This window comes from Candidatus Cloacimonadota bacterium, assembly GCA_012516855.1.
Lineage (GTDB): Bacteria > Cloacimonadota > Cloacimonadia > Cloacimonadales > Cloacimonadaceae > Syntrophosphaera.
This window is the reverse complement of record JAAYWB010000016.1, coordinates 1-23,730: the sequence shown is the minus strand read 5'-3', so window position 1 is coordinate 23,730 and position 23,730 is coordinate 1. Positions and strand designations below refer to the sequence as shown.

General features: G+C 53.8%; 15 protein-coding genes. 14 read left to right on the top strand and 1 reads right to left on the bottom strand.

The genetic code is table 11. The features are described 5' to 3' along the window. Nucleotides 1-151 precede the first annotated feature (151 nt). From GX466_01305 to GX466_01240, 14 genes are all read left to right on the top strand, one after another. Complete coding sequence (locus tag GX466_01305) at nucleotides 152-1,297, top strand: PDZ domain-containing protein (protein NLH92850.1); 1,146 nt, start codon at nucleotides 152-154, stop codon at nucleotides 1,295-1,297. Nucleotides 1,298-1,676: 379 nt separating this feature from the next. Continuing rightward, on the top strand, nucleotides 1,677-4,889 hold the full coding sequence (locus tag GX466_01300) for a DEAD/DEAH box helicase (GenBank protein ID NLH92849.1): 3,213 nt from the start codon (nucleotides 1,677-1,679) through the stop codon (nucleotides 4,887-4,889). A gap of 741 nt (nucleotides 4,890-5,630) precedes the next feature. Continuing rightward, a complete protein-coding gene (locus GX466_01295) occupies nucleotides 5,631-9,428 on the top strand; it encodes a T9SS type A sorting domain-containing protein (GenBank protein ID NLH92848.1) in 3,798 nt (1,265 codons plus the stop codon). A gap of 116 nt (nucleotides 9,429-9,544) precedes the next feature. Further along, nucleotides 9,545-13,240, top strand: a complete 3,696-nt coding sequence (locus GX466_01290; protein NLH92847.1) for a T9SS type A sorting domain-containing protein — start codon at nucleotides 9,545-9,547, stop codon at nucleotides 13,238-13,240. Between the two features lie 625 nt (nucleotides 13,241-13,865). After that, nucleotides 13,866-16,358, top strand: a complete 2,493-nt coding sequence (locus GX466_01285) for a T9SS type A sorting domain-containing protein (GenBank protein ID NLH92846.1) — start codon at nucleotides 13,866-13,868, stop codon at nucleotides 16,356-16,358. Between the two features lie 748 nt (nucleotides 16,359-17,106). After that, a complete protein-coding gene (locus GX466_01280; GenBank protein ID NLH92845.1) occupies nucleotides 17,107-17,571 on the top strand; it encodes a DUF134 domain-containing protein in 465 nt (154 codons plus the stop codon). Continuing rightward, a complete protein-coding gene (locus tag GX466_01275; protein ID NLH92844.1) occupies nucleotides 17,558-17,782 on the top strand; it encodes a DUF5320 domain-containing protein in 225 nt (74 codons plus the stop codon). Before GX466_01280 ends, GX466_01275 begins: the two co-directional genes overlap by 14 nt. Before the next feature lie 87 nt (nucleotides 17,783-17,869). Then, the gene (locus GX466_01270; GenBank protein NLH92843.1) at nucleotides 17,870-18,202 is read left to right on the top strand and encodes an ATPase; all 333 of its coding nucleotides are present in this window, start codon (nucleotides 17,870-17,872) and stop codon (nucleotides 18,200-18,202) included. After that, nucleotides 18,202-19,065, top strand: a complete 864-nt coding sequence (locus tag GX466_01265) for a P-loop NTPase (protein ID NLH92842.1) — start codon at nucleotides 18,202-18,204, stop codon at nucleotides 19,063-19,065. Before GX466_01270 ends, GX466_01265 begins: the two co-directional genes overlap by 1 nt. Beyond that, entirely contained in the window at nucleotides 19,062-19,934 is an 873-nt protein-coding gene (locus tag GX466_01260) for a 4Fe-4S binding protein (GenBank protein ID NLH92841.1), read from the top strand. Before GX466_01265 ends, GX466_01260 begins: the two co-directional genes overlap by 4 nt. Beyond that, nucleotides 19,931-20,272 (top strand): dinitrogenase iron-molybdenum cofactor biosynthesis protein, encoded by a 342-nt coding sequence (locus GX466_01255; GenBank protein ID NLH92840.1) that lies wholly within the window; start codon nucleotides 19,931-19,933, stop codon nucleotides 20,270-20,272. The genes GX466_01260 and GX466_01255 overlap by 4 nt, the downstream gene beginning before the upstream one ends. A gap of 73 nt (nucleotides 20,273-20,345) precedes the next feature. Next, nucleotides 20,346-20,651, top strand: a complete 306-nt coding sequence (locus GX466_01250) for a DUF5320 domain-containing protein (GenBank protein NLH92839.1) — start codon at nucleotides 20,346-20,348, stop codon at nucleotides 20,649-20,651. Next, on the top strand, nucleotides 20,648-21,457 hold the full coding sequence (locus GX466_01245; protein ID NLH92838.1) for an Mrp/NBP35 family ATP-binding protein: 810 nt from the start codon (nucleotides 20,648-20,650) through the stop codon (nucleotides 21,455-21,457). Before GX466_01250 ends, GX466_01245 begins: the two co-directional genes overlap by 4 nt. An 80-nt stretch (nucleotides 21,458-21,537) precedes the next feature. Beyond that, complete coding sequence (locus GX466_01240) at nucleotides 21,538-22,203, top strand: peroxiredoxin (GenBank protein ID NLH92837.1); 666 nt, start codon at nucleotides 21,538-21,540, stop codon at nucleotides 22,201-22,203. A 223-nt stretch (nucleotides 22,204-22,426) separates the two neighbouring features. On the opposite strand, the gene GX466_01235 is transcribed toward GX466_01240, so the two are convergent. Beyond that, on the bottom strand, nucleotides 22,427-22,909 hold the full coding sequence (locus tag GX466_01235) for a T9SS type A sorting domain-containing protein (GenBank protein ID NLH92836.1): 483 nt from the start codon (nucleotides 22,907-22,909) through the stop codon (nucleotides 22,427-22,429). Nucleotides 22,910-23,730 lie beyond the last annotated feature (821 nt).

Genomic DNA, 23,730 nt, shown 5'->3' with positions numbered 1-23,730 from the left:
TGAAAGCCACGGACATTCCCAGATTATGCAAAGTCCGTTCCAGTCAAGGTTTTTGTTCCGAATTCGGCAATTCTGTTCCGGCCACTATTTTTTCTTGTGATTCACCCTGCCTGCCTTATTATTTCCTTTGAAAACACTCAAGGAGTTTCCCATGAAAAGAGCGACGCTCATTTTGGCCATCCTGCTTCTCGCGCTGGGCGCTTTGTTCGCCCAAAGCGGCGATGATTACGATATGGAAATGGTGACCACCCAGGCGCCCGAACAGCCGGTTTCGGTCTATTTCGGAATCTACGTGGACGACCTGGATTATCCCACAGCCCACGAACTCGGCTACAAATACCTTTACGGCATCCTCGTGACCGGAGTCTCCAAAGGCTCCCCGGCCGACAAGGCGGGCCTGAAAGAGAACGACATCATGATGGAGATAGACAGCAAACCGGTTACCAATATGGAGGAATTCGACCGCCAGCGCTCAATGATGAGGCCCGGCCAGAAAATCAACCTCCGCGTTTGGCGAAACGTGGAAATAACGGACCTCGAACTGGTGCTGGAGCCGCGCCCAGAAGAGGGAAAGCGGTTCGGCAGCGTGATTCGCAAAGACGCTTATCTTGAAGACCCCACAGACAGACCCAGCCGCAAAAAGGACCTCGGCTGGGGCGGAGGAGGCTGGGTGCCCTACTATACCATCCTGCCCATGGAACACGTGAACGGCTTGCTCAACAGCATCGGCGACAACGAAACCCAGAACAACGATTTCGGATTCAATCCCATCAGCAGCAAAGGTATTTTCATGAATGGCGGCGCCGGCAAAGGCAACATCGGCAAAGGCTTCTTCTTAGGCGGAGTTGGCGCCGGCTACGAGTTCAGCGATGTCGATCCAGTCACCCACGCCTCCGTGAGATACGAAGCCTCCTTCGGCGGCCTCACCCTGGACAAGCGCTTCCTGATCACCGACGGTTTCGCTGCCTCGCTGGGCGCGATGTTTGGAGCGGGTGGACACACTGTCTATTATACCCAGACCCAATCTGAGTTCACCTGGCCCCAAATCTTCACCGAAAACAATTTCACCGCCACCCTCAAGCGCGAATACTTCATCATCCAGCCCCGGGCGGAACTGATCCTCAACCTCATTCCCTGGCTCTCACTCCGCGCCGAAGTGGGCTATTTCTGCGGAATCCCCACCTACAATGGCTGGAAGGTCCATTCCGATGCCGGCGACGATATCACCATCTCCGGCTCGCCCGATACCAAATTCCGCGGCCTCAGCTTCAGCATCGGCCCCTGGTTCGGTTTCTAACCGCTGTTTGATAATCATCCAAATCCCGGCTGCCTCTGGCTCCGGGATTCTTTTTTGCCGACAGTCAGGCCCTTTGCCCCTGCCCTTCCGCCTCCCTTTCGCCTCCCGTAGAGTTCCCGTGGCTCATACGGGAAGTCAGCGGGAAGTGAATGGGATGTGAATTGGAAGGGGCAAACGGCGAAGCCAGCGGGCAGCCCAGCAAAACCCGGAAAAGCCCGGTTTGCCAGTTCTTTAATAGTGGGTAACGGATCGCGGGGCGGCAGAAGAAACAGGAAATTTGGCCTGAAACTTGCAGAAAAAAGGAAATCAGAGCGGAAATAAGTTGACAAAAATGGACTTCCGCTTGCCAATGGACTGATTAAAGCACCAGAGAGGAAAGATGGCCCGCCTGTTCAGCAAGGATTACCATGAAAAATCGGCTTCGTGGTATTTCAACCATGCCGTGATCGCCCTTGACCGGGGCGACCTGCAATACTGGAAATCCATCGACGAGAACGGCCTGTATCATCTGCATTTCATCGCTTCCGGGGAGCGCCGCGATTTTTTCGCCACCCAGCTTGACATCGTTTACGACCCCGTTTCCCAAACCGTGGCCAGCCACCACTGCCACGAGTGCCGGGATGAGGAAAGCTGCCGCCACTACCTCTCGGTGCTGCGTTACGCCTATCTTTACCTGAAAACCGACATCTTCGACAGCCCCGCCGTGGAAACCTGCGACGGCAGTGTGTTGAGGGGCAGTGAGTTCTGGCGGGGGGAGCATGACCGCGCCGTGATCGAGGTGGAGCGGCTTTATGACCCGGAATCCGACAAAGCGCGCTTCTACCATTCCGCCTACGGTCGGCTGGACCTGCCGAAGCTGCTGCAAATAGAGAGCGGAGGGCGTCCCGAGGGAATTTCCAACCGGAAACTGGAGGAATACCGGGCCCAACTTGAGGTGCTGTCCGATTCCGAGCTGGCTTTCTTCCGCTATCTGAACGCGCACAAGGCCGCCTACAGCGCCAAGGCGAAATTCTGGTCGCTCTATAAAAAAGACCTGGCCCCGGCCTTGGTGCTGATGCAGGATTTGGATGGGCGGCTGACGGTGCGCGAGACCGGGGAACCGCTAAAATTCAACTCCCAGCCCTATCCCCTCAGCCTGAGGGTGGAGCCGGCCGGCAAGAAAAACTACCGCGTCATCCCGGTTATCCTGGATGAACTTTCAGTGGTCTATCCCGGCTTTCCCACCTGGCTGCTTTTCCGCAACGAGGCACGCCCCGTCTTTCTGCCTCTGGGCAACGAAACCCTGGAGCAACTATTCAGCCATGAACTGCTGCTCAGCGCCAAGGACCTGATCTACTGGCGCACCGTGGTCAACCGCGAACTGCGCAAACAGGACATTTACCTGGATTTCGACCCCTCCATCGACCTCCCTCAGATAGTTTCCGGCGAACCGCGCGTCCGCCTGAAAGTGGAAAAGTTGGGCGACAATGTTGCCCTCTCCGGCCGGTTGATCTATCCCTCGCCGCGCTCTGGGGAGGAGGAACAGCCTTTGGAGATACCGCTGGCTGTGACCTGCTTCTCGGCGCCATTGGTGCGCAGCGACTATATTGACGCCGGTGGGGGCGGCAACGCCTGGTTTTACCTGCCGCCGGAGATTTTCAACCGGGTGAGCCAGATCTCGGCCAGAATCCCCGGGTCGGGGCAGGGCCGCCTGGAACGCCAGTCCCAACTGGTTTTCAGCGACGGAGAAGAACTAACCAGGCTGCGCCAGAGCCTCTTTGAACTGGAATCTGAGGCCCTGGACATCGAAATCGCGCCGGAACTGCGGGGCGAATTCATCCAGAAAGTGGGGCTGCAGGTGGAAATCCGGGCCAGGCGCAGCGAAGAGATCGACTGGTTCGAATATGAAGTTTCCTACCGCTACCGGGACCTAAACTTTACCCATGAGGAACTGAGGCGCTTCTTCAAATCTGAAGAGGATTTCCTCCATACCGCTGACGGACGCATTATCTTCATTTCCAATCCTGAGGTCTTCCGCGAAACCGAGCGTCTGCTGTCGCGCAGCGAAAAACTGGCGGACGAGGTTTACCGCTCCCGGCTGGTGAACCTGCCCTATTACCAGCGCTACATGCTGGAAAACCCGGCTTTCCGCATGTTGGGCGACGAATGGCTGGACAGCTTTTCCCGCGACCTCGTGCGCGGCCATCTTGAAGGCCAGATGGTTCTTCCAACTTATCTGCAAACCATCCTCCGCGGCTACCAGAAAGCGGGAGTGGCCTGGATCCGGATGCTGCAGCACTACCGCCTGGGGGGAATCCTCGCCGACGAAATGGGCCTGGGAAAAACCATCCAGGCGCTGGCCCTCATCCACTGGGCCCCGGAGGACAGCCAAAGCCTGGTGGTCTGTCCCAAAACGCTGCTCTACAACTGGGCGGCGGAGATAGAGAAGTTCCACACCAACATCCCCTACCTGATCGTGGAAGGCGGCAAGGCCGAACGGCTGGAGCTGCTGCGCGACCCGAACGCGAAGCTCTTCATCATCTCTTACACGGTGGTGCTGAACGACATCGCGGCCCTCAAGGAAAAAGAATTTGAATGGATAATCCTGGACGAGGCGCAGAACATCAAAAACGTTGCCGCCAAACGCACCTACGCCATCAAAAAGCTCTCCGCCCGCCACAGACTGGCCCTCACCGGCACCCCGGTGGAAAACAACCTCACCGAACTCTGGTCTATCTACGACTTCCTCATCCCGGGTTATCTGGGCAGCCTCAAGCGCTTCAAACAGGAATTCTTGGAAGAGCCCGAAACAGGCGCCGTGAAGCTCAAACGCGCGGTGGCGCCCTTCCTGCTGCGCCGCACCAAGAAAGAGGTGCTGCTGGAACTTCCGGACAAACAGGAACAAGTTTCCTGGTGCCGGATGCACCCCGTGCAGGAAAAGCTCTACCTCCAAATCATCGACATGGTGCAGAAAAAGCTGCTCAACGCCCCGGAGAGCGCCAACCTCAACTTCGTGCACATCCTGGCCGCGCTGATGAAGCTGCGCCAGATCTGCAACCACCCCCACCTGGCCAACCCGGACATCCTGCCGGAACTGGAAGCCTCAGCCAAACTGGAACACCTTTTGGAACTGGTTACAGACGCCCTGGCAAGCGGACACAAGATCCTGGTTTTCTCCCAGTTCGTGAAGATGCTGAAGATCATCCGCCGCGTCTTCGATGCCCAGGGTCTGCGCTATGCCTACATGGACGGCCATACCAAAAACCGCATGGACGAGGTGAGGCGCTTTGAGACAGACCCGGAGCTCAAACTCTTCCTCATCAGCCTCAAAACCGGCGGCACCGGCATCAACCTCACCTCCGCCGATACCGTTATCCTCTACGACCCCTGGTGGAATCCAATGGTTGAAAACCAGGCGGTGGACCGCACCCACCGCATTGGCCAGACCCGCAAGGTGCAGGTCTTTCGCCTGATCACCAAAGGAAGCGTGGAGGAAAAGATAATGAACCTGCAACAGCACAAACTGCAGCTTTTCGACGAGGTGGTTTCCGAATCCCAGAACGTGCTCTCCTCCCTCAGCCGGGAGGAAATCAGCGCGCTATTCAGCTATTGAGCGGAAATATAAGTTTTGGCCCATGTTTAAAAAAGAGTGGGTCGCCCAGTTCGAAGAGAGCTTTTTTCTCATCTGCCGGAGAGAGGGATTTTCCGGTTCAATCAATTCTATCAATTCATCAATTCCCTTTATACGGCCCCCGTGATGGACAGAGCATACCAATCAGGACAATAATTAAGAGTAACTACATATATACCATATAAATACCTATATAACTACTAATACCTACTAAATTAGTATATATTATATCTATATAGTATATTTATCCATATCTTAGCTATCCTGTATCCAGGTCCTGGACGGGAAGCTTGAAAAGGGGCCGTGGAAAGGGAATTGATGAATTGATAGAATTGATTGAATGCATATCCGGACCGGTAGCGACCATGACGGTCGGGGTGAAAGGACTGAACCATTCGCTGGAACAGAGCAACGCAGGAGTATCCACCGGCAAAAAAACCCTCTCTTAAGTTAATCCTATGCCGGATGGCAAAAGAAAGAAATTGACAGATTCCTTGGGTCCAATGAATTTGATAGATTAATTTGAATGATGTGGAAGAGATTCGTCCCACAAACGGAAACTGTGGCGCTTACAGGTCCTATCATTCGGTGGAGCAAGGTGTTGCGCGGCACGCCAGATGACAGGCTCAAAACTTTAGCCTGTTTCGGAACTGAACTTGCGTCATGATGCCATATATTAAGGAATACAAGTTTAAAACATTGATACAAAGCTAAGGAGAGAACATGAAGAAAACTTTCATCATGCTCATAATCCTGGGATTGGCGGCGTTTCTGGCCGCGTCCCAAGGATCGATCAAACTGGGAAACTTTCCCACCACTGCTGAGCTTACCCGCAGCAGCGGGGACGGCCTGAGCGTCCGCTACAGCATTGAAAAACTGGACTACCAGGAAGTTCAGACCAAGGAAGGTGTTTTTACAGACCTCAGTGTAGACCAATACACTTCCACCAATAACACCGGGCTGCCCAAGCTGCCCCTGATGCGCCAGATCATCAGCGTTCCGGAAGGAGCGCAGGTGGTCCCAAGCTTCACCAGCTTGTTGAGGAAGAGCTTCATACTGGCGGATGAGGGTGTGAACTATCCCGTTTTTCCACGCCAGGAATCCGTTTCCAAAAGTGCTGACCTGACCAAGATTCCCTTTGAAGTGAACCGAGATTTTTATAACCGCGATGCCTGGACCACCGACGCCCCGATCAGCGTGACCGAATTGGGCCACATGCGCGGCTACAGACTGTTCGCTCTCGATTTTGTGCCCGTGCGCTACAACCCCGCCCGGGGCGAAATCGAGGTGATCTACAGCGCCGAAGTGCAAGTCCAGTTCATCAATCCGGACCACATCGCCACCGATGAGCTGCGCGCCCGCACCTATTCCCCTGCGTTTGAGGGCCCCCTGCGCAGCGTATTGCTCAATCCCGAACCCCAAAGAATGTCTTTGAACCGCTATCCGATGAGCTATCTGATCATCACCCCTGCCAACTTCGTGAACGCCATGCAGCCTTTTGTGAACTGGAAAAAGCAGGAGGGATTCAACGTTATCCTGGCCACCACCGCCGAGACCGGCAGCACAGCCAGCGCCATCAAAACCTATATCCAGAACATCTGGAACGCAGCCACCGCCGAAAACCCGGCCCCCACCTACCTGCTGATCGTGGGCGATACGCCTCAGGTGCCGTCCAATTCCGGCTCCACTGGCAGCCACGTGACCGACCTCACCTATGTGCGTCTGCAGGGCTCGGATTATATGCCCGAGATGTATTTTGGCCGCTTTTCCGCCACCACCGAGGCCGAGGTGACTAACCAGGTGAACAAGACCCTCATGCACGAAATGTACACCATGCCCAGCGACGCTTATCTGGGAGAAGTGGTGATGATCGCCGGCGCAGACAGCTACTGGGCTCCCACCCATGCCAATGGCCAGGTCAACTATGGCACCACCAACTATTTCAACCCCACCCACGGAATAACCTCCCACACCTATCTTTACCCGGCTTCCCAAACCTCCGACGCAGCCATCGTGGCGAATGTTTCCAACGGCGTGGGCTATGTCAACTACACAGCCCACGGCAGCGAGACCTCCTGGGCCGACCCCACTTTCACCATCTCCGATATCAACAACTTGCAGAATGTGAATAAAAGCGCTTTCGTGGTGGGCAACTGCTGCCTCACCAGCGCGTTCGACATCGGCATCTGCTTCGCCGAAGCATGGCTGCGTGCCCCGAACAAGGGCGGTGTGATCTATATCGGCGGTACCAACAGCACCTATTGGAATGAAGACTACTATTGGGGCGTGGGCTTCAAAACCAATCCGAACGGGCAAGCCCCGGCTTACGACGCCAACAAACTGGGCTATTATGACGCCTTGTTCCACGACCACAACGAAGCCTTCACGGATTGGGGCAGCACCGCCGCCTCCGCCATGTCAATGGGCAACATGGCCGTGGTGCAGTCCAACAGCAACCGCATCAACTATTATTGGGAAGTGTACTCCGTGATGGGCGATCCCAGCCTCATTCCCTATCTGGGGATTCCCGCCCAAAACAGCTTTGAGGCTCCGCAAACGATGTTCCTGGGCCTCGGCACTTTGGATGTGGTCGCCGATCCCTACAGCTATGTGGCCATCTCCATGAACAACGAGCTGCACGGCGTAGGACTTACCGATGCCTCCGGAATGTTAACCTTGAACTTCACCCCCTTCACCGAACCCGGCACCGCACAGATCGTGCTCACGCGCTCCCTGCGCAAGCCGATGATAGCTAACGTGCAGGTGGTTCCGAACAGTGGTCCCTACGTAACCGTAAGCCCCATCACCGTTAACGACCCCAACGCCAACGGCATCGCCGAAGCTGGCGAGACCATCAGCCTGGACCTTACTTTCAACAACGTGGGCATCCAGCAGGCCTCCAACCTCACCGCCACCCTCAGTAGCACCTGCGAGTACGTGAGCATCCTGGAAGCCACTGAAAGCCTGCCCGACATTCCCGCCAACGGGACCACCAGCCAGACAGACCTGTTCAGCGTGCTGATCCATAATGCCATTCCGGACCAGACAAGCGTTCCGTTCGACATAACTGTTTCAGACGGAACCAACCAGTGGGTCACCAGCCGCAGCATCACTGTGAACGCTCCCCACCTGCAATTCGGCAATCCCATCCTCTTCGACCCGGACGGCGATGGCTTCCTGGAGCCAGGAGAAGACATCTCCATCAGTGTGGATATAGTTAACAACGGCCACATGCCCACCGACAGCGGCACCCTCACCCTCGTTGTAAACCATCCCGAGGTTAGCCTCAGCGCCACCAGCTTCACCCTGCCGCCCATGGCAGTGGGTGTGACAATTCCCATCAACTTCACCGCCTCCCTGAGCCCGCAGGTGCAAAACGGCGAAATGATTCCGCTCGGCCTTTCCATCTCCGCCGGCGCACAGAACATCAACCACTGCATCCTGCTCACCATCGGCGTAACAGGCGAAGGCTTCGAAAGCGGCGATTTCAGCACCTATCCCTGGACAAACACCAGCACCGTGCCCTGGACCATCCAGTCCGGCTCTACAAACGCCCACAGCGGCCTCTACGGAGCCAAATCAGGCGCGATCTCCCACAGCAGCAGCACCGAACTATCCCTCACCATGAACGTTGGTACCGCTGGTAACATCAGCTTCTGGCGTAAGGTTTCCTCCGAAAATGGCTGGGATTTCCTCCGTTTCAGCATAAACAATGAAGAGCTCGGTTCCTGGAGTGGAAACCAAGACTGGTTGCAAGTGAGTTATCCTGTTTCCGCTGGCACCCATACCTTCAAATGGGTCTATAGCAAGGATGTTTCCGTGAGTTCCGGCAGCGACTGCGCCTGGATCGACGACATCGTATTCCCCAGCGCCGGCAGCGGTGAAGTGGCCATGATCTATGTTCCCCAGACCGAGATCAAGTTCCTGAATGTTCAGCCCAATGACCAACTCGCGGCTGACTTCGTGATCAACAACCTTGGCACAGTGCCCCTGAGCGGGACCATCAGCTATCCATCCTGCATGGGCCTGTTGCACAATGGCAGCGCTGTGGCAAACGATTCCGCCTACAGCATCCCCGTGGGCCAAAGCCACACCTACACGCTCACCTACACAGTGCCCAATCCCGCTGTCAACCTCGATTTGGAGATGATAATCACTTCCAACGACACCACCACCCCCGCTGTGATCATCCCCGTGCGCGTTGAGGCTGGTACAGCCAATAACGATCCCGGCTCCATACCATTGGTCACCGAGCTGGAAGGCAATTATCCCAACCCCTTCAACCCTGAAACCACCATCAGCTTCTCCACCAAAGAAGCCGGTCCCGTGCGCGTTCGCGTGTTCAATGTCAAGGGCCAGCTGGTGCGCGATCTTGTGGATGGAAATCTGCCTGCCGGTTATTACAGAGTGGTTTGGGACGGAAAGGACAGCAGCAACCGCGGCGTATCCAGCGGCATTTACATGTATCGCATGGACGCTCCCGGCTATAGCAAAACCCTGAAAATGATGTTAATGAAATAAACGTGTTACGCGGGCGGCGTTTTCAAAGCGCCGCCCGACTTTGATATTGAATATATCTCTGGCCGGGGCAACATAAGTCCGGCCTGATAAATTATAAATGGACCCATGGAGAAAAGATGAAACGCATTTTTCTGCTTATAACCCTGCTTATAGCGCTGGGAATGGCGTTGAGCGCGGAACAGGTGACGGTTGGGAGTATGCCCAACCAGATCCGCCTTACCCAGAGCACGCCTGACCATATGGTGATGGAACTGACTTTGGGGCAATTCGACGCCAAGCCTGTTACTATAAATGGCGCAACCTGGCACGAGCTGAGCCTGAAGAAAGAAGGCATCACCCTGGAAGCAGGCTTCCCTACCCTGCCCGTGCTGGCACGCAGCGTGATCATACCCAACACCGCCCTGATGCGGCTCAGCCTGGTGGATAGTGAATATGTGGAGCTGCAGATGCCGGTGGCCCCTTCCAAAGGCAACCTCACCCGCGATATTGATCCGGATTCGGTGCCCTACACCTTTGGCGATGTCTATTTTGGCGACCAGCCCTGGCCCACGGAAAACGCCTACCTCACCGAACCTTTCATTTTAAGGGATTACCGCGGCATCACGGTGCGCTTCCAACCCTTTGTATATTTTCCCGCAACGCAAACTCTGCGGGTTTACACCAAGCTGAGCGTGGCCATCGATGCTTCCGGCACCGACCTTACCAATTCCCTGCCCGTGGCAAAAAGCTCCCACGCGAACGAATTTGCCGGCATCTACCGGAATATGTTCCTCAATTTCAACGAAGCCAAATATCCTGACCTGGCTGAATCCGGACGCATCCTGGCTATCAAGCACTCAATGTTCGATACTGTGATGCAGCCCTGGGTGGATTGGAAACGCCAGAACGGCTACCGGGTGGATGTGGTGGACGTGACGGTTGCCGGCCCCACCGCCAACCAGATCAAGACTTATATCCAAAACCAGTATGACCTCAACGACGGCCTGATGTTCGTTCAGATTTTCGGTGACGCGCCCCAGGTGCCGTCCCTTTCATCCGGTGGCGGCGGTTCCGACCCCTCCTATGCTTTGCTGGCGGGAGCTGATAATTATCCGGATATCTATGTGGGCAGGTTCTCCGCCCAAAACGAAGCCGAAATGCAAACCCAGGTACAGCGCACCGTCTATTATGAACGGGATATCCAAGCCGGCAGCGACTGGATCCAGCGTGCCATGGGCATCGCCTCCAACGAAGGCGGCGGCGGCCAGGGCGACATGGGCGAAAGCGACCAGCAGCACATGGAAAACATTCGCACCGATCTATTGAACTATGGCTATGTAAGCGTGGATCAGATGTATCAAACCATGGGGGCGACTGCCACCCAAGTGGCCACCAATGTCAACGCTGGACGCGGATTCATCAACTATGTGGGCCACGGGTCAGAGACTACCTGGGTCACCACCGGGTTCAGCAACAACCACGTGAACGCCCTCACCAACGATAACATGCTGCCCTTCATCGTCAGCGTGGCCTGCGTGAATGGCAACTTCGTTAGCCAGACCTGCTTCGCCGAAGCCTGGTTGCGTTCTGTGAACGAGAACACGAACGCTCCTGCCGGGGCCATAGGTATGTATGCCAGCAGCGTCAACCAAAGCTGGGCACCCCCGATGCGCGCCCAGGACGAGGTTACTGACCTCCTGATCGCGGAAGCGAAAGAGACCATGGGCGGATTGTTTTACAACGGCTCCTCCAAGATGATAGAGGTTTACGGCACCAACGGGTTCAGCGAGTATAAATGCTGGCACATCTTTGGCGACGCCTCCTTGATGGTGCGCAGCAAGAATCCCGAAACCCTCACGGCCACTTACAGTCCCGTGCTCTTCCTTGGCATGAGCAGCTTCCTGGTGGAAACGATTCCCGGCGCAAGAGTAACCCTGTCCGCTGCCGGGACTGTCTATGCCACCGGCATCGCGGACCTTACCGGTTCCCTGACCCTGAACATGGCCAATCCGCCTCTGCAGCCGATGGACCTCACTCTCACCATCACAGCCTTCAATAAAGTCACCCATCTTGGCACAGTGCAAGTGCTTCCGGCCAGCGGACCCTACCTGATCGTGGCTGACATGGTTGTCTCTGACGACAACAACAACATCCCTGAATACGGCGAAACCATAACCGTGAATGTGACTCTGGACAACGTGGGCACAGACACCGCCACCGGTGTGAACGTGGCCATCAGCACCGATGACCAGTATCTCACCGTGCTGAGCAACAGCGAAGCAATCGCGGACATCGGCCCCAGCTCCAGCGGCAGCACCGTCACCGGATTCAGCATTCAGGTGGCTGGCAACGTTCCAGACCAGCATGTGGCTCAGATTCACATCGTGGCCACCGCCGGCACCGAAACCTATGAATACAACCGCAGTTTCACCCTCAACGCCCCAGCCTTCACCTGGGGGGGGATAGTGATCGAGGATTTTCTGGGCAACAACAACGGCATGATCGATCCCGGCGAAAGCGTGACCCTCAAATTCCCCTACACCAACACCGGCCACGCCCAAGCCAATGAAATCACCACTGCCATGGTAATCGACGGAGCAATGAACGTCTCCGAGCCTATGCAGACTACCTGCGCGGCCCTGCCCGCGGGCGGCGAAAGCTACATTGAGTATTTCGTGACCTTCAGTTCCCAGATTCCCAGCGGCTCCACTGTCAATATCAACACCATGCTCTTTTCCGGAGAGATAGTCTCCACCAATGCCTACGTTGTCAACGCCGGCATCGTTGCCGAAAACTTCGAAACCAATTTCTCAGCCTTCGACTGGACTTTCACCGGTGGCGACTGGACCATTGAATCCGGCAGCTATAACGGAACGAACGCCGCACGCAGCGCCACCATCTCTCACAACCAGAGCACCTCGATGAGCGTGACCCTAAACTGCCCTGCCGTTGGCACCGTTTCCTTCTGGAAAAAGGTTTCCAGCGAACAGAACTACGATTTCCTCAAGTTCTACATCAACAACCAGTTGAAGAACCAGTGGTCCGGCAGCAACGATATCTGGAGCCAGGTCACCTATGACGTCCAACCCGGCATGAACATCTTCACCTGGGAATACGCGAAAGACGGCTACAGTTCTGCGGGAAGCGACTGCGCCTGGATTGACGACATTGTCTTCCCCTCAACCGGAGGCGTCACCGGAGCGCCGGCCATCAGTCTGGATGCCACCAGCGTGGATTTCGGAAGTGTGACCATCGGGGAAACGGCCTCTTTGCCTTTCACAGTTCACAACAACGGCGATGCCGTTCTGATCGGCTCCATGGAACTGAGTGCGCCCTTTGCTGTCCAACAGGGCAACGGCGCGCCCGCCAACTTCATCTACATTGTTGTGCCGGCCCAATCCTTCCTCACCGTGAACCTTAGCTTCACGCCGCTGAACGAAACCGCCCAAAACGTGACCCTGCTGATAAATACGGACGACCCGGCCAATCCCACCCTCAGCGTGGAATTGCTGGGAGTTGGACAGCCCCTGGCCTCCAACGATCAGATTAGCCCCGTGGTAACAGAACTGAAGGGAAATTATCCCAACCCCTTCAACCCCAGCACCACCATCGCTTACAGCGTCAAGGATGCCACACCCGTTCTCATCGGCATCTACAATATCAAGGGACAGCTTGTCCGCACCCTGGTGGATGAACCAAAAGCCGCCGGCAATCATCTGGTGGTCTTCGACGGCCTGGACAACAACCGCCAACCCCTGTCCAGCGGAGTTTATTTCTACCGCATGCAGGCAGGCGACTACAGCAAATCCCAGAAAATGATCATGATGAAATAGAGCGAATAGCTTCAGGATTAGTGCCACACGGCATCCTGACAGAGCAGAATGCGTTGAATGAAAAGCAGCCCCGGGAATTCCCCGGGGCGTTTTTTTATGGATTTTCGCTGAATCTGTTGATATTCTTCAACACCATGCCATCTTACTGTCCTCCATCACATTATGCCCTTTTCAAATCGGATGGGTTTTCCGGGGCAAGCATACGATATCGGGTGTGCAAAATGGCTGGATAGCAGCGATGCTTTCTGGCAATTAAGGCTCTGGGCGAGAACGCTCAGAGCCTGAATAACAGGGCATTTCAGCGGGTACACATTACCACCCCTCCGGGCTAGCCTACCCGGCTCGAAAAGAGGTTTTATAAGTTCGGACATGAATTAATTTCATATATTTCTCTTTGCTGTAAAAGACACGAAAATGGAGAGATAATCCTTGACATCAAGTTAGCCTCTGAAAGTTACTGTACCCATATTTAGCTGTGTTATTTATTAATGCAGCATCAAAAATGCGGGAGCAAGAAGACGAAAATAAGCTTCGGCATGCGTTACGGACCCATCGATGGGGAAACGCGGATTTAGATTGCAAATGAAATTAACCAAAATATTAAAGCCATTTTAAGGAGGCTCTTTTGCATAAGAATGTTATATGTATTTTGTGGCTCGTTCTGTTGTTGGGAATGTTTTCCGCGGCAGCGGCTGCCACGCATCCGGAAGGTATCGCTTACCAGAAGGAAGCGATACCCTCATACCCAGACCCAGACGACAAAAATAGCAGGGCCGTCCTCGCCCTTTACGACTTTGAAGACAACTTCGGCTTTGAGACGGTGATCAACTACGGCAATGGAAACAATAATTGGGGATGGTACTGGGAACCAGGAAGCAGTCAGACAAACAGTATCATGATGTATGAGTATGATCAAAACTATGCCGCAGATACATGGGCTTTCACTGTCAAGTTTTACTGCTTGGCAGGCCAAACCTACTGGGTGGGTTTTGACCAACGCGTAGCCAGTGCTTATTATCCGGAAAGATTGAAAGTTACAGTGGGCACAGCTCAGACAAAGGCGTCCCAAACCACTACCTTATGGAATAACAACAACCTGACCAATACAACCTGGACCGCCCGGACTTCCAGCAATTTTGTGCCCACTACTACCGGCTTCTATTATTTTGCCTTCAACTGCTATTCTGCTGCTGACCAATTTCGTCTGATGGTAGACAATGTAACGATCAACGGCCCCGCCATGCAATGCTATTCCGTGCAGAGCGGATACTGGAGCGATCCGAACACCTGGAGTACCGGTATAGTGCCTACTTCTGCAGATGATGTGGTGATCCAGAATGGCCACACAATTATTGTGGACAGCGACCGCGTGACCTACGATCCACCCTATGACGGCCTCTACGATTACGAATCGCAGGCCGGCGCCAATTCCCTGACCGTGCAAGCCGGAGGCGCGCTGATCATTGATTCCGAAGCTGTGCTGGGGGTGGTCACCGATGTAACAAACAGCGGAACCATCACCTGGAACGCCGGCTCCAGCAGTAGCGAAGGTTATTCCACCCTACTCTTTGTAGGAGGCGACTTTACTAACAACAGCACCGGCACCATAAACTGCTCTGCTGCTAATTGTGACCTGTATTTCAACGGCGATGCTGCCCAGACTTTTACCAACAACGGTTCGGTAACCGGCTTGATCACCAATCTGGAAATTGAAAACATCTATGGTGTTACTCTGGCCGGCAGCAACCAAATCCCGGTTCGCAGGATAAACCTCTTCACAGGCCAGGTGTCCAACGCTTCCCAGCTTACCCTGGGCAGCAACGGAACCTCCGCCGTGGTGCAGGTCGGCAATGTGGAGCAGGATAATCCTGCAGGCAGTTTCGACGAGATTCCCACCTACGCCGATGGCTGCTTTATCCAGCTGCTTTACGCCTCTGGCAACAGCAATTACTCCACCGGATTTGAAGTTCCGGCTGATGGTGTTATAGACTTCATGCTGGTTTACATGAATTCCGGCACGCAATACACTCTGACCCTGACCCAGAATATATACATCTCTGGCTATTTTGACAACAATACAATGGAAGACGAGGTACTATTCCAGTCAGGCAGGCTGTATTTCAATGGCTATGCCCTGGTTTACAATGCCGAATGGTTCAATATATCCGGGCAGGGAACGGATTACGTGGACGATTTTGCCGTGGAGATCGATAAAGTCACCCAGTACGATGTGGATGGCACAGGCAACGGATACACTTTCAACACCACCTGGGTAACCTATGGCACCCAGTCCGGCGGTGTGGACCTTACCTTCTACAATCCAACCGAGTGGACTTCCGCGGTTCCCACGGTTGATGTGTATTACAGCGAGGACGGCGGCGTCACCTGGACCCTCTATGAGTCTGACGCCACTGTGACCAATGGCTATGTGACTTTGACCAACGTGAATGCCCTGGGCTCCACCACCAATAACAGGATCTGGGCTTTCTACAACATAGAGGGACCTGTACCTGTAGAACTGTCCTCTTTCACAGCCAGCATTTCAGCCACGAACTTCGTGAACCTGATGTGGATAACCCAATCCGAGACCGGGGTTTCCGGCTTCTACGTGTTGCGCAACACTACGGATGACTTGGCCACCGCGTTGACCCTCAGTGAGCTGATTCCCGCCACCAACACGGCCCAGCAGCAGACTTATATGTACACTGACAACGAACTATATGAGGACGGAACCTACTGGTACTGGCTGCAAAACCTGGACCTCGACGGCACGGTGGATTTCCATGGACCCATCTCCGTGGCCTGGACAAGCGGCGGTTCCGATATTCCCAACATCCCGCTGGTGACCGAACTGCGTGCCGTATATCCCAACCCCTTCAATCCCAGAGCTTACATTCCCTTCAGCCTGAAGGAAAGCGCCACAGTTAACTTCGAGATCTACAACAGCCGCGGGCAACTGGTGCGCCGCATCCCCATCGGCGATAAAGCCGCAGGCCACCACCAAACTGAGTGGGACGGCCGCGACGACCAGGGCCGCGACTGCGGCACCGGAGTGTATCATATTCACATGACCGCCGGCACGGAAAGCTTCTTCCGCAAGGCGGTGCTGCTGAAATAAAGTCCCCCCTGAATAATCCTGAACCCCGGATGCCAATATCCGGGGTTTTTTATTGCCCTACATTCCATATCCCAGACCGGAGCGGGCTGGAACCCAGGATAGCGTTAGGCTTTTGTTACAATAAGACTCTCTTCCAAACCAAACTGGTAATCTTTGATTGATCGAGCCCATAGGGCGGCCCACTCCGTTAAAAAGGGAACCTAAAATAAGATAAGTACCCCCTTCAGACTGTTTCCGGTTGGGAATCCGCATCCACTTGTTTTGAAAAAAAGCCAAAATTGCTTATCCACCTCAATGTATCCCGTTAGTCAGGCCCTTAGCGCTCGTTCCTTTCCCCCTCTCACGCCCCTCGTTAAATCCTCGCATCAAATGCGGGTATTGTGCGGGAGGCGCATCCGGAATCCTTAAAAGGGCCTTAACGGCCAGCCGGCATCGCTTCTTCGAACCATGTTTTTCCAACCCCAAATGAACTTGAAAAGCCTTTTGGCCCGGGCGACCAAGAATCTTCGCGGAATGAAGGTGGAAAACCTCAAGAAAGACAGCTCACCGGGTTGACAAAGAACAAAAAACGTCGGAACCGGTGGAGAAATAGAGTCTGACACGGTTCAGGCCATTACTGCGCCGCGCAGATACATCCCCTGTCACGCAAGAGTTTCATTGCCAGGGCGTTGCATGGATCCGCAGAAATGTGTTGACAGAAAAGCCGGTGCTCCAGATTTTGAACATATGTTCATTAAACGAGAAGACAATGGGTAGAAACAGAATTCTTAGACAGGTTTTAGCCACACCAGCGGTGAAGGGTTTTCGGCCCTTTGGCCGGATCGGGGGAAAGCGCCCGAAGATAATCATGCTGCTGGATGAGTATGAAGCGATCCGGCTGCTGGACCACGAAAACCTCACCCAGGAGGAGGCCGCGGAGGCCATGAACGTTTCGAGGCCCACGCTTACCCGCATCTACGACCGGGCGCGGCGGAAATTCGCCTCGGCGCTGGTGGAGGGCGCCCTCTTGCTGATCGAAGGCGGCGACATCCGGCTGAAACAACATGACTGGCTTTGCGAGGATTGCGGAGCCTTCACGGAAAGCGCCACGCCGCATGTTTTTCACTGCCCAGTCTGCACATCGCCTCATCTCATATCTCTCGGCGATTGTTACCAAAATCAATGCCATAAGTGCAAAAAATGCCACCGAGGAGGTAGAAATGCCCGGATTTGACGGAACAGGACCCAGGGGCTCAGGCCGGCCCGGACGCGGTTTGGGATGCCGCAACAGATTTGGCCAGGGACAAGCCGGCAAAAACTCTCTTCCAAAACAAGGATATGTTTACGAATATGCCCTGGAAGAGCTTAAAGAACGCAAGCAGGCTTTGGAAGAAGAAATCCGCTGGATCGATGACAGGATCGGCGAACTGGAAAAAGAAAGCTGAAAACGCCCACCAAATATGTGATGGTAAAATCACGGAAGCCGCTATCAGCAAAATGAAAAACTGAAAAAACAATAAAGGAAGCAAGAAATGAAAATAGCCATACCATTAACCAATGGAGAACTGAGCTCGCATTTCGGACATTGCGAGAAATTCGCCATCTACACCATCGACAACAAAGAGATCCTGAAAGAGGAAATTGTAGATCCACCAGCGCACGAACCGGGCTCGCATCCGGCTTTTCTGCACAAACTTGGCTGCAATGTGGTGATTGCCGGGGGCATGGGCTTCAAGGCCCAGGAACTGATGAGCCAAAACGGCATCACCGTGGTGGTGGGTGTTCCAAACCTGCCGCTGAAGGAACTGGTGGATCGATATCTGCAAGGGAATCTGGAATCCGGCCAAAACAGGTGTGACCATTGATGATAATCGCCATTGCCAGCGGCAAGGGTGGAACAGGGAAAACCACCCTGGCGGTGAATCTGGCTCTGCGGGCATCTGAAACACGAAATGTGGTGCTGGCCGATCTGGATGTGGAGGAGCCAAACAGTTCCATCTTCATCAGTGGAAACAAGCTTATAGAACAACAGCTTTTCCGTTCGGTTCCCAACTGGGAAAAAGAAGCCTGCACGCTTTGTGGCAAATGCGCTGAGGTGTGCCAGTTCCACGCTGTGGTCAAATTGGGGGAAACCATCATGGTGTTGCCCAAGCTTTGCCATTCATGCTTTGCCTGCAGTGAACTCTGTCCCGTGAACGCCCTTCCCATGCGGAATACACCGCTAGGCTGGATGCGCGTATTTGAGCAGGGTAAGCTTTTTTTCCTGGAAAGCAAGCTTGACGTCGGAGAAGAAATGTCTGCGCCCATGATCAAACAGACCATCGCCTACATGAACGACAAGCTGCCGGAGCCAGAATATCAGTTTCGCGATTGCCCTCCCGGAACGTCATGCCCGGTTATCGCCGCCACCGGCGACGCGGACCTTGTTCTGCTGGTGACCGAGCCCACACCCTTTGGCCTTCACGACCTTGAGCTGGCTGTGGAGGCGATGCGCCAACTGGATAAAAGAATGGCTGTGGTGATCAACCGCTGGGGGATCGGCAACGATAAAGTGTTACGCTTTTGTGAGACTGAACGGCTTCCTGTCTGGGCTATCTTCCCCAATCAATGCAAGATAGCGGAATTGTATTCCCGAGGTGAGCTCATCTATCCCAAAGTGCAGGAATTCCGGGAAGGCCTGGACTCCATTCTGGATAAACTGGATTTGATGAAAAGGGAGGCCGAATGAAAGAGATAGTCATAATCTCCGGCAAAGGCGGCACAGGAAAAACCTCTGTCGCTGCGGCCTTGGCCACGATCGCTTCCCAGACAGTGATGGCGGATTGTGACGTTGACGCGGCTGATCTGCATCTGATCTTGAAACCGGAAACGCGGAAGAGCGAAGCTTTTTTCAGCGGGGTCAAGGCTGTGATCGATCCCAATAAATGCAGCTCCTGCGGGCTCTGCCAGGATATTTGCCGCTTTGACGCCGTGTGCCATCAGGGATCAGTTTACAGGATCGACCCGCTGGACTGTGAAGGTTGTGGTTACTGCCATCACATCTGCCCTGTGGACGCGATCGACCTGCAGGAACAACAGGTTGGCTACTGCTACATCTCCGATACCAAATATGATTGCCAGTTGGTTCACGCCAAGCTGGAGGCTGGGGCAGACAACTCTGGCAAACTGGTGGCCAAGGTGAAGAAAGACGCCAAAGAGATTGCCCGGAAAACAGGCATGAATTATATTTTGGTGGATGGTTCCCCCGGTATCGGCTGTCCGGTGATCTCTTCACTATCGGGAGCGGACTTTGTGTTGCTGGTAACCGAACCTACACTGTCCGGACTGGGAGACATGCAGCGTGTAAATCAGCTTGTCGAGCAGTTCAAAATCCCGACAGGATGCCTTATCAACAAGTCGGATATCAATCCCGAGGTCACTGAAAAGATCAGGGCTTATATCCAAGGAAAAGACATCCTGCAGGTGGATGAGATCCCCTACGATGAAGAATTTTCCCAAGCCATCACACTCGGCCAGAGCTTGGTGGAATTCAACCCAGCCAAATGGCAGCCCAGGTTCACCAAGATCTGGCAAACAATAATCAAGGAGTTACAATGAAAATAGCTTTCACCAGCGCAGGCACGAACTGGGACGCGCAAATCGATCCCAGGTTCGGGCGAGCGGATTTCATCATCTTCTATGATGAGGAAAAAGATGAGATCAGCAGCTTTGACAACCGGAATATAATCAAAGTCGCTCACGGAGCCGGGCCGCAGACCGCGCAAAATTTATTTGAGTTCAAACCACAGGTGCTGATCACGGGAAACGGTCCCGGAGGCAATGCCGCCGCCATCCTGAGCCAGATGGATTTGAGAATCTTCACAGGAGCAGGGGGAATGACTGTTCGCGAGGCCTATGAGGCTTACAAGAACGGCAAACTGCCTCAGAGCGATTGAGACACTCTGCCTCTTACCAACAGCGGAAGAGGCTGAATTGGAAACTAAACATTAACTGATTAAGGAGAATAAAATGCCTAATTATGATGGAACAGGACCCTTCAGGGATGGACGCCCAGGAAGAGGGTTGGGGCCTTGTGGACGCTTTGGCAAGGCCATTGGCAGAGGTCCAGGCTTTGGCCGCGGACGCTGTTTTGGCCGGGGCCGGCAAAACAGGTTCAGGGGTGGCTCGAAACACTGGCAAAATGCAGCCCCCTGGCAGGAGAGCGGAACTCATCCGTATAACAAAGCCATCCTGGAAGCTGAAAAACAGAATTTGGAAGAGCAGCTCAAATGGCTGAATGAGCAGATTGCGAAGTTTGAGGACGAGAACAAATGACGGAGGAGACAAAAGAAAAGCAAGCCGAAGTCGATCTGAGTGGCATCAAACACAGGATCATGGTCATGAGCGGCAAAGGCGGGGTGGGAAAATCGACCATCGCCGTGAATCTGGCTTATGGCCTGGCCTTGGCAGGAAAACAAGTGGGCCTGTTGGATGCAGACCTGCATGGGCCTTCGGTGGCCAAAATGACCGGAAGCGAAAGCTCCAGAGCTTCTGTAAATACAGAGGGAAAGATTTTGCCAGTGCGGCTGCACGACAATTTCCATGCCCTCTCCACCGCCTATCTGATCGATAATGCCGATTCCGCCCTCATCTGGAGAGGGCCCATGAAAATGAGCGCTTTGAAAGACATGATCCAAAACACGGAGTGGGGCGAGTTGGATTATCTGGTCATTGACTGCCCTCCTGGCACCGGAGATGAGCCGCTTTCCGTGGTCCAACTGCTGGGCCGGGTGGATGGCGCTGTGGTGGTGAGTTCGGCACAGGATGTGGCTTTGCTGGATGTTCGCAAAAATCTGGACTTTGCTCAAAAACTGGGAGTGCCGGTGCTGGGATTGGTCGAAAACATGTCCTGGGTCGCCTGCCCCCACTGCGGTGAAAAAGTGGAACTGTTCAGCGGTGACGGAATCGCCAACGCGTTGATGGATTATAATGTGGACCTGCTGGCTAGGCTGCCTTTCGACAGCAATATCACCGCCAGTTGTGACGGAGGCAGGCCTTTCATCTATGATTTTGGCAAAACCGAATCTGCCAGCATACTGCAAGATTTTGTCCAGGGTGTGATCGCCAAAGCCGAAGGTTGACGTAAAACATATCTTGCCTGGAAGAACATTCTGGGTATCATGTCAATAGTATGTTATCAAATCAACCAAAGGAGTATACAATGGAAAACGAAAGACATGGAATACCGCTTCTGGGCGACAAATTCCCCCAAATGAAGGTTGTCACCACCCGCGGCATGATGACCCTGCCGGACGATATGAGAGGAAAATGGTTCGTGCTGTTCAGCCACCCGGCTGACTTCACCCCCGTTTGCACCACAGAGTTCGTGGCCTTTCAGCAGCGCTATGAAAAGTTCAAAGCCCTCAACTGCGAATTGATCGGCATGAGCGTGGACCAGGTGTTTTCGCACATCAAGTGGGAAGAATGGATCAAGGAAAAATTCGGCGTGGAAATCCAGTTCCCCATCATCGCCGACACCGGTGCCGTGGCCAATAAGCTTGGCCTGATCCATCCCGGCAAAGACACAAACACAGTTCGCGCTGTTTTCATAGTCGACGCCGAGGGTACCATCCGCATCATGCTTTACTATCCCCAGGAACTTGGCCGTAACATGGACGAGATCCTAAGGGCTGTGGAAGCCATGCAGGTTTCCGACAAGAACAAGGTTGCCATGCCAGCCAACTGGCCCAAAGGCGAATTGTTCGGTGACAGCGTGATCATCCCGCCTCCCAAAGACGTGCACGGCGCCAGGGAGAGAATGGAAGGGGCCAAAACCGGTGACTACGAATGCCTGGCTTGGTGGCTCTGCCATAAGAAGCTGAGTTAGCTTCCCTACAAACAATCAACCATCCCGTCCCGCTTTCTGCAGGACGGGTTTTCTTTTTTTGCCAGGTTTTCTTACCCTTCCCTCATCCACTCTTCGTACTGGAAAAGTGGTCACAGGCGTTTCTTCAGCGTATCCGGTCCCGCGTCGATTCAAGCCCGCCAAAACCTGGGCACAAAAAAGTCCCGGTTTGCACCGGGACTTATATTTGGTATCGAAATACGGGTTATTTAATGATGACCATTCTCTTGGTGGCGTTGGCAGAAGGAGTGCTCAGCTTGTAGAGGTAGATACCGCTGCTGCAGGCATTGTCATTGCTGTCCTTGCCGTTCCAGGTGATGGTGTGGGAACCCGGGGTGACATTGTAAACCTTCACGACTTTGCCCTGAAGGTTGTAGATGGTCACGGTTCCGTTTTCGCCTTCTTTCAACTCAACATCGATGTTTGTGCTGGTGTTGGCGCGGAAGGGGTTCGGATAGGCATTCTTGAGGGCGGTGGCTTCCGGATAGATCGGAGGCACTTCGCCTTCGACTTTGATGCCGACAGGACCAAAGAACATGCTGGAATTGGCATCCACGCTCTCCAGCCAGTAGTAATAGGTGCCGCCAATCTCAACTTCATTGTCCACAACTGTGTAATTGTGCTGCTGACTGGTGTTGCTGGCAGGAACCATGGTCGGTGTGATCAGCACTGCATTGATCTCGGACAAAGACTCATTTCGGTAAACACGGTATCCAAGCATGTTGCTTTCGGACTGAGTTACCCAATTGATCTGTACGTCATTCAGAGCTGTAAGGGTTGCTGTGAAGCTGCTCAACTCGACTGGGGTAGTTTCAGGCGGACGAAGGTTGAATGAAATAACATGGACTAAATCACTACCTTCAGGCCAGAAGGAGCTGCTCGCGTTAACCGCTTGTGACAGAGGTTCCCATACCATTCCAGGAGGCGGTGCTCCAAGACTCCAAATCCCATACAATTCTGCCGCTGTAGCTCTGGTGATATCAACTACGTTGGGCGTGGGGGCTGTGTTTCCTACGTCAGTAGCACCCAGATAAATGTCATAGATGTCCGGCACATTTGTAATGATCCTTACTTTGTAAGCACCAAACAAACCGCCGCACGCTAACGCTGCAATTACTGCTAACAATACAAATTTTTTCATACCTTTTTCTCCTTTTCAGGTTGCATCGAGCATGCCAGGCGTCTGTGCAACCCGTATCAATCCGCCTGACTGAAAACACGCTTGTTACAGCGTTTGTCCTCGTTTCACACAATATACATATAGGCCCGAACCAGCCGGGTCTGTTACTTTCTGGGATCAATCTAATCACAGTGCATATTCGTGTCAAGATTTTTTTTGACTCTTTGCAACGCCGTCTGTGGATTTTTTGCCATTTCGCCCCTTAACCTAATCCAGTATAAACATCAAAACATCAATCCAGCAATGAATTGCAACATAACCTGGCTGTCGTCATGCAAATGAGAACCAACAGGTATAATGGAATAGAAATCAACAGAAAAAAAGCAGTT

Bases quoted from the DNA above. Each gene is read 5' to 3' on its own strand.
- GX466_01305 (NLH92850.1), top strand. From the start codon at position 152: ATGAAAAGAGCGACGCTCATTTTGGCCATCCTGCTTCTCGCGCTGGGC.
- GX466_01300 (NLH92849.1), top strand. From the start codon at position 1,677: ATGGCCCGCCTGTTCAGCAAGGATTACCATGAAAAATCGGCTTCGTGG.
- GX466_01295 (NLH92848.1), top strand. From the start codon at position 5,631: ATGAAGAAAACTTTCATCATGCTCATAATCCTGGGATTGGCGGCGTTT.
- GX466_01290 (NLH92847.1), top strand. From the start codon at position 9,545: ATGAAACGCATTTTTCTGCTTATAACCCTGCTTATAGCGCTGGGAATG.
- GX466_01280 (NLH92845.1), top strand. From the start codon at position 17,107: ATGGGTAGAAACAGAATTCTTAGACAGGTTTTAGCCACACCAGCGGTG.
- GX466_01275 (NLH92844.1), top strand. From the start codon at position 17,558: ATGCCCGGATTTGACGGAACAGGACCCAGGGGCTCAGGCCGGCCCGGA.
- GX466_01270 (NLH92843.1), top strand. From the start codon at position 17,870: ATGAAAATAGCCATACCATTAACCAATGGAGAACTGAGCTCGCATTTC.
- GX466_01265 (NLH92842.1), top strand. From the start codon at position 18,202: ATGATAATCGCCATTGCCAGCGGCAAGGGTGGAACAGGGAAAACCACC.
- GX466_01260 (NLH92841.1), top strand. From the start codon at position 19,062: ATGAAAGAGATAGTCATAATCTCCGGCAAAGGCGGCACAGGAAAAACC.
- GX466_01255 (NLH92840.1), top strand. From the start codon at position 19,931: ATGAAAATAGCTTTCACCAGCGCAGGCACGAACTGGGACGCGCAAATC.
- GX466_01250 (NLH92839.1), top strand. From the start codon at position 20,346: ATGCCTAATTATGATGGAACAGGACCCTTCAGGGATGGACGCCCAGGA.
- GX466_01245 (NLH92838.1), top strand. From the start codon at position 20,648: ATGACGGAGGAGACAAAAGAAAAGCAAGCCGAAGTCGATCTGAGTGGC.
- GX466_01240 (NLH92837.1), top strand. From the start codon at position 21,538: ATGGAAAACGAAAGACATGGAATACCGCTTCTGGGCGACAAATTCCCC.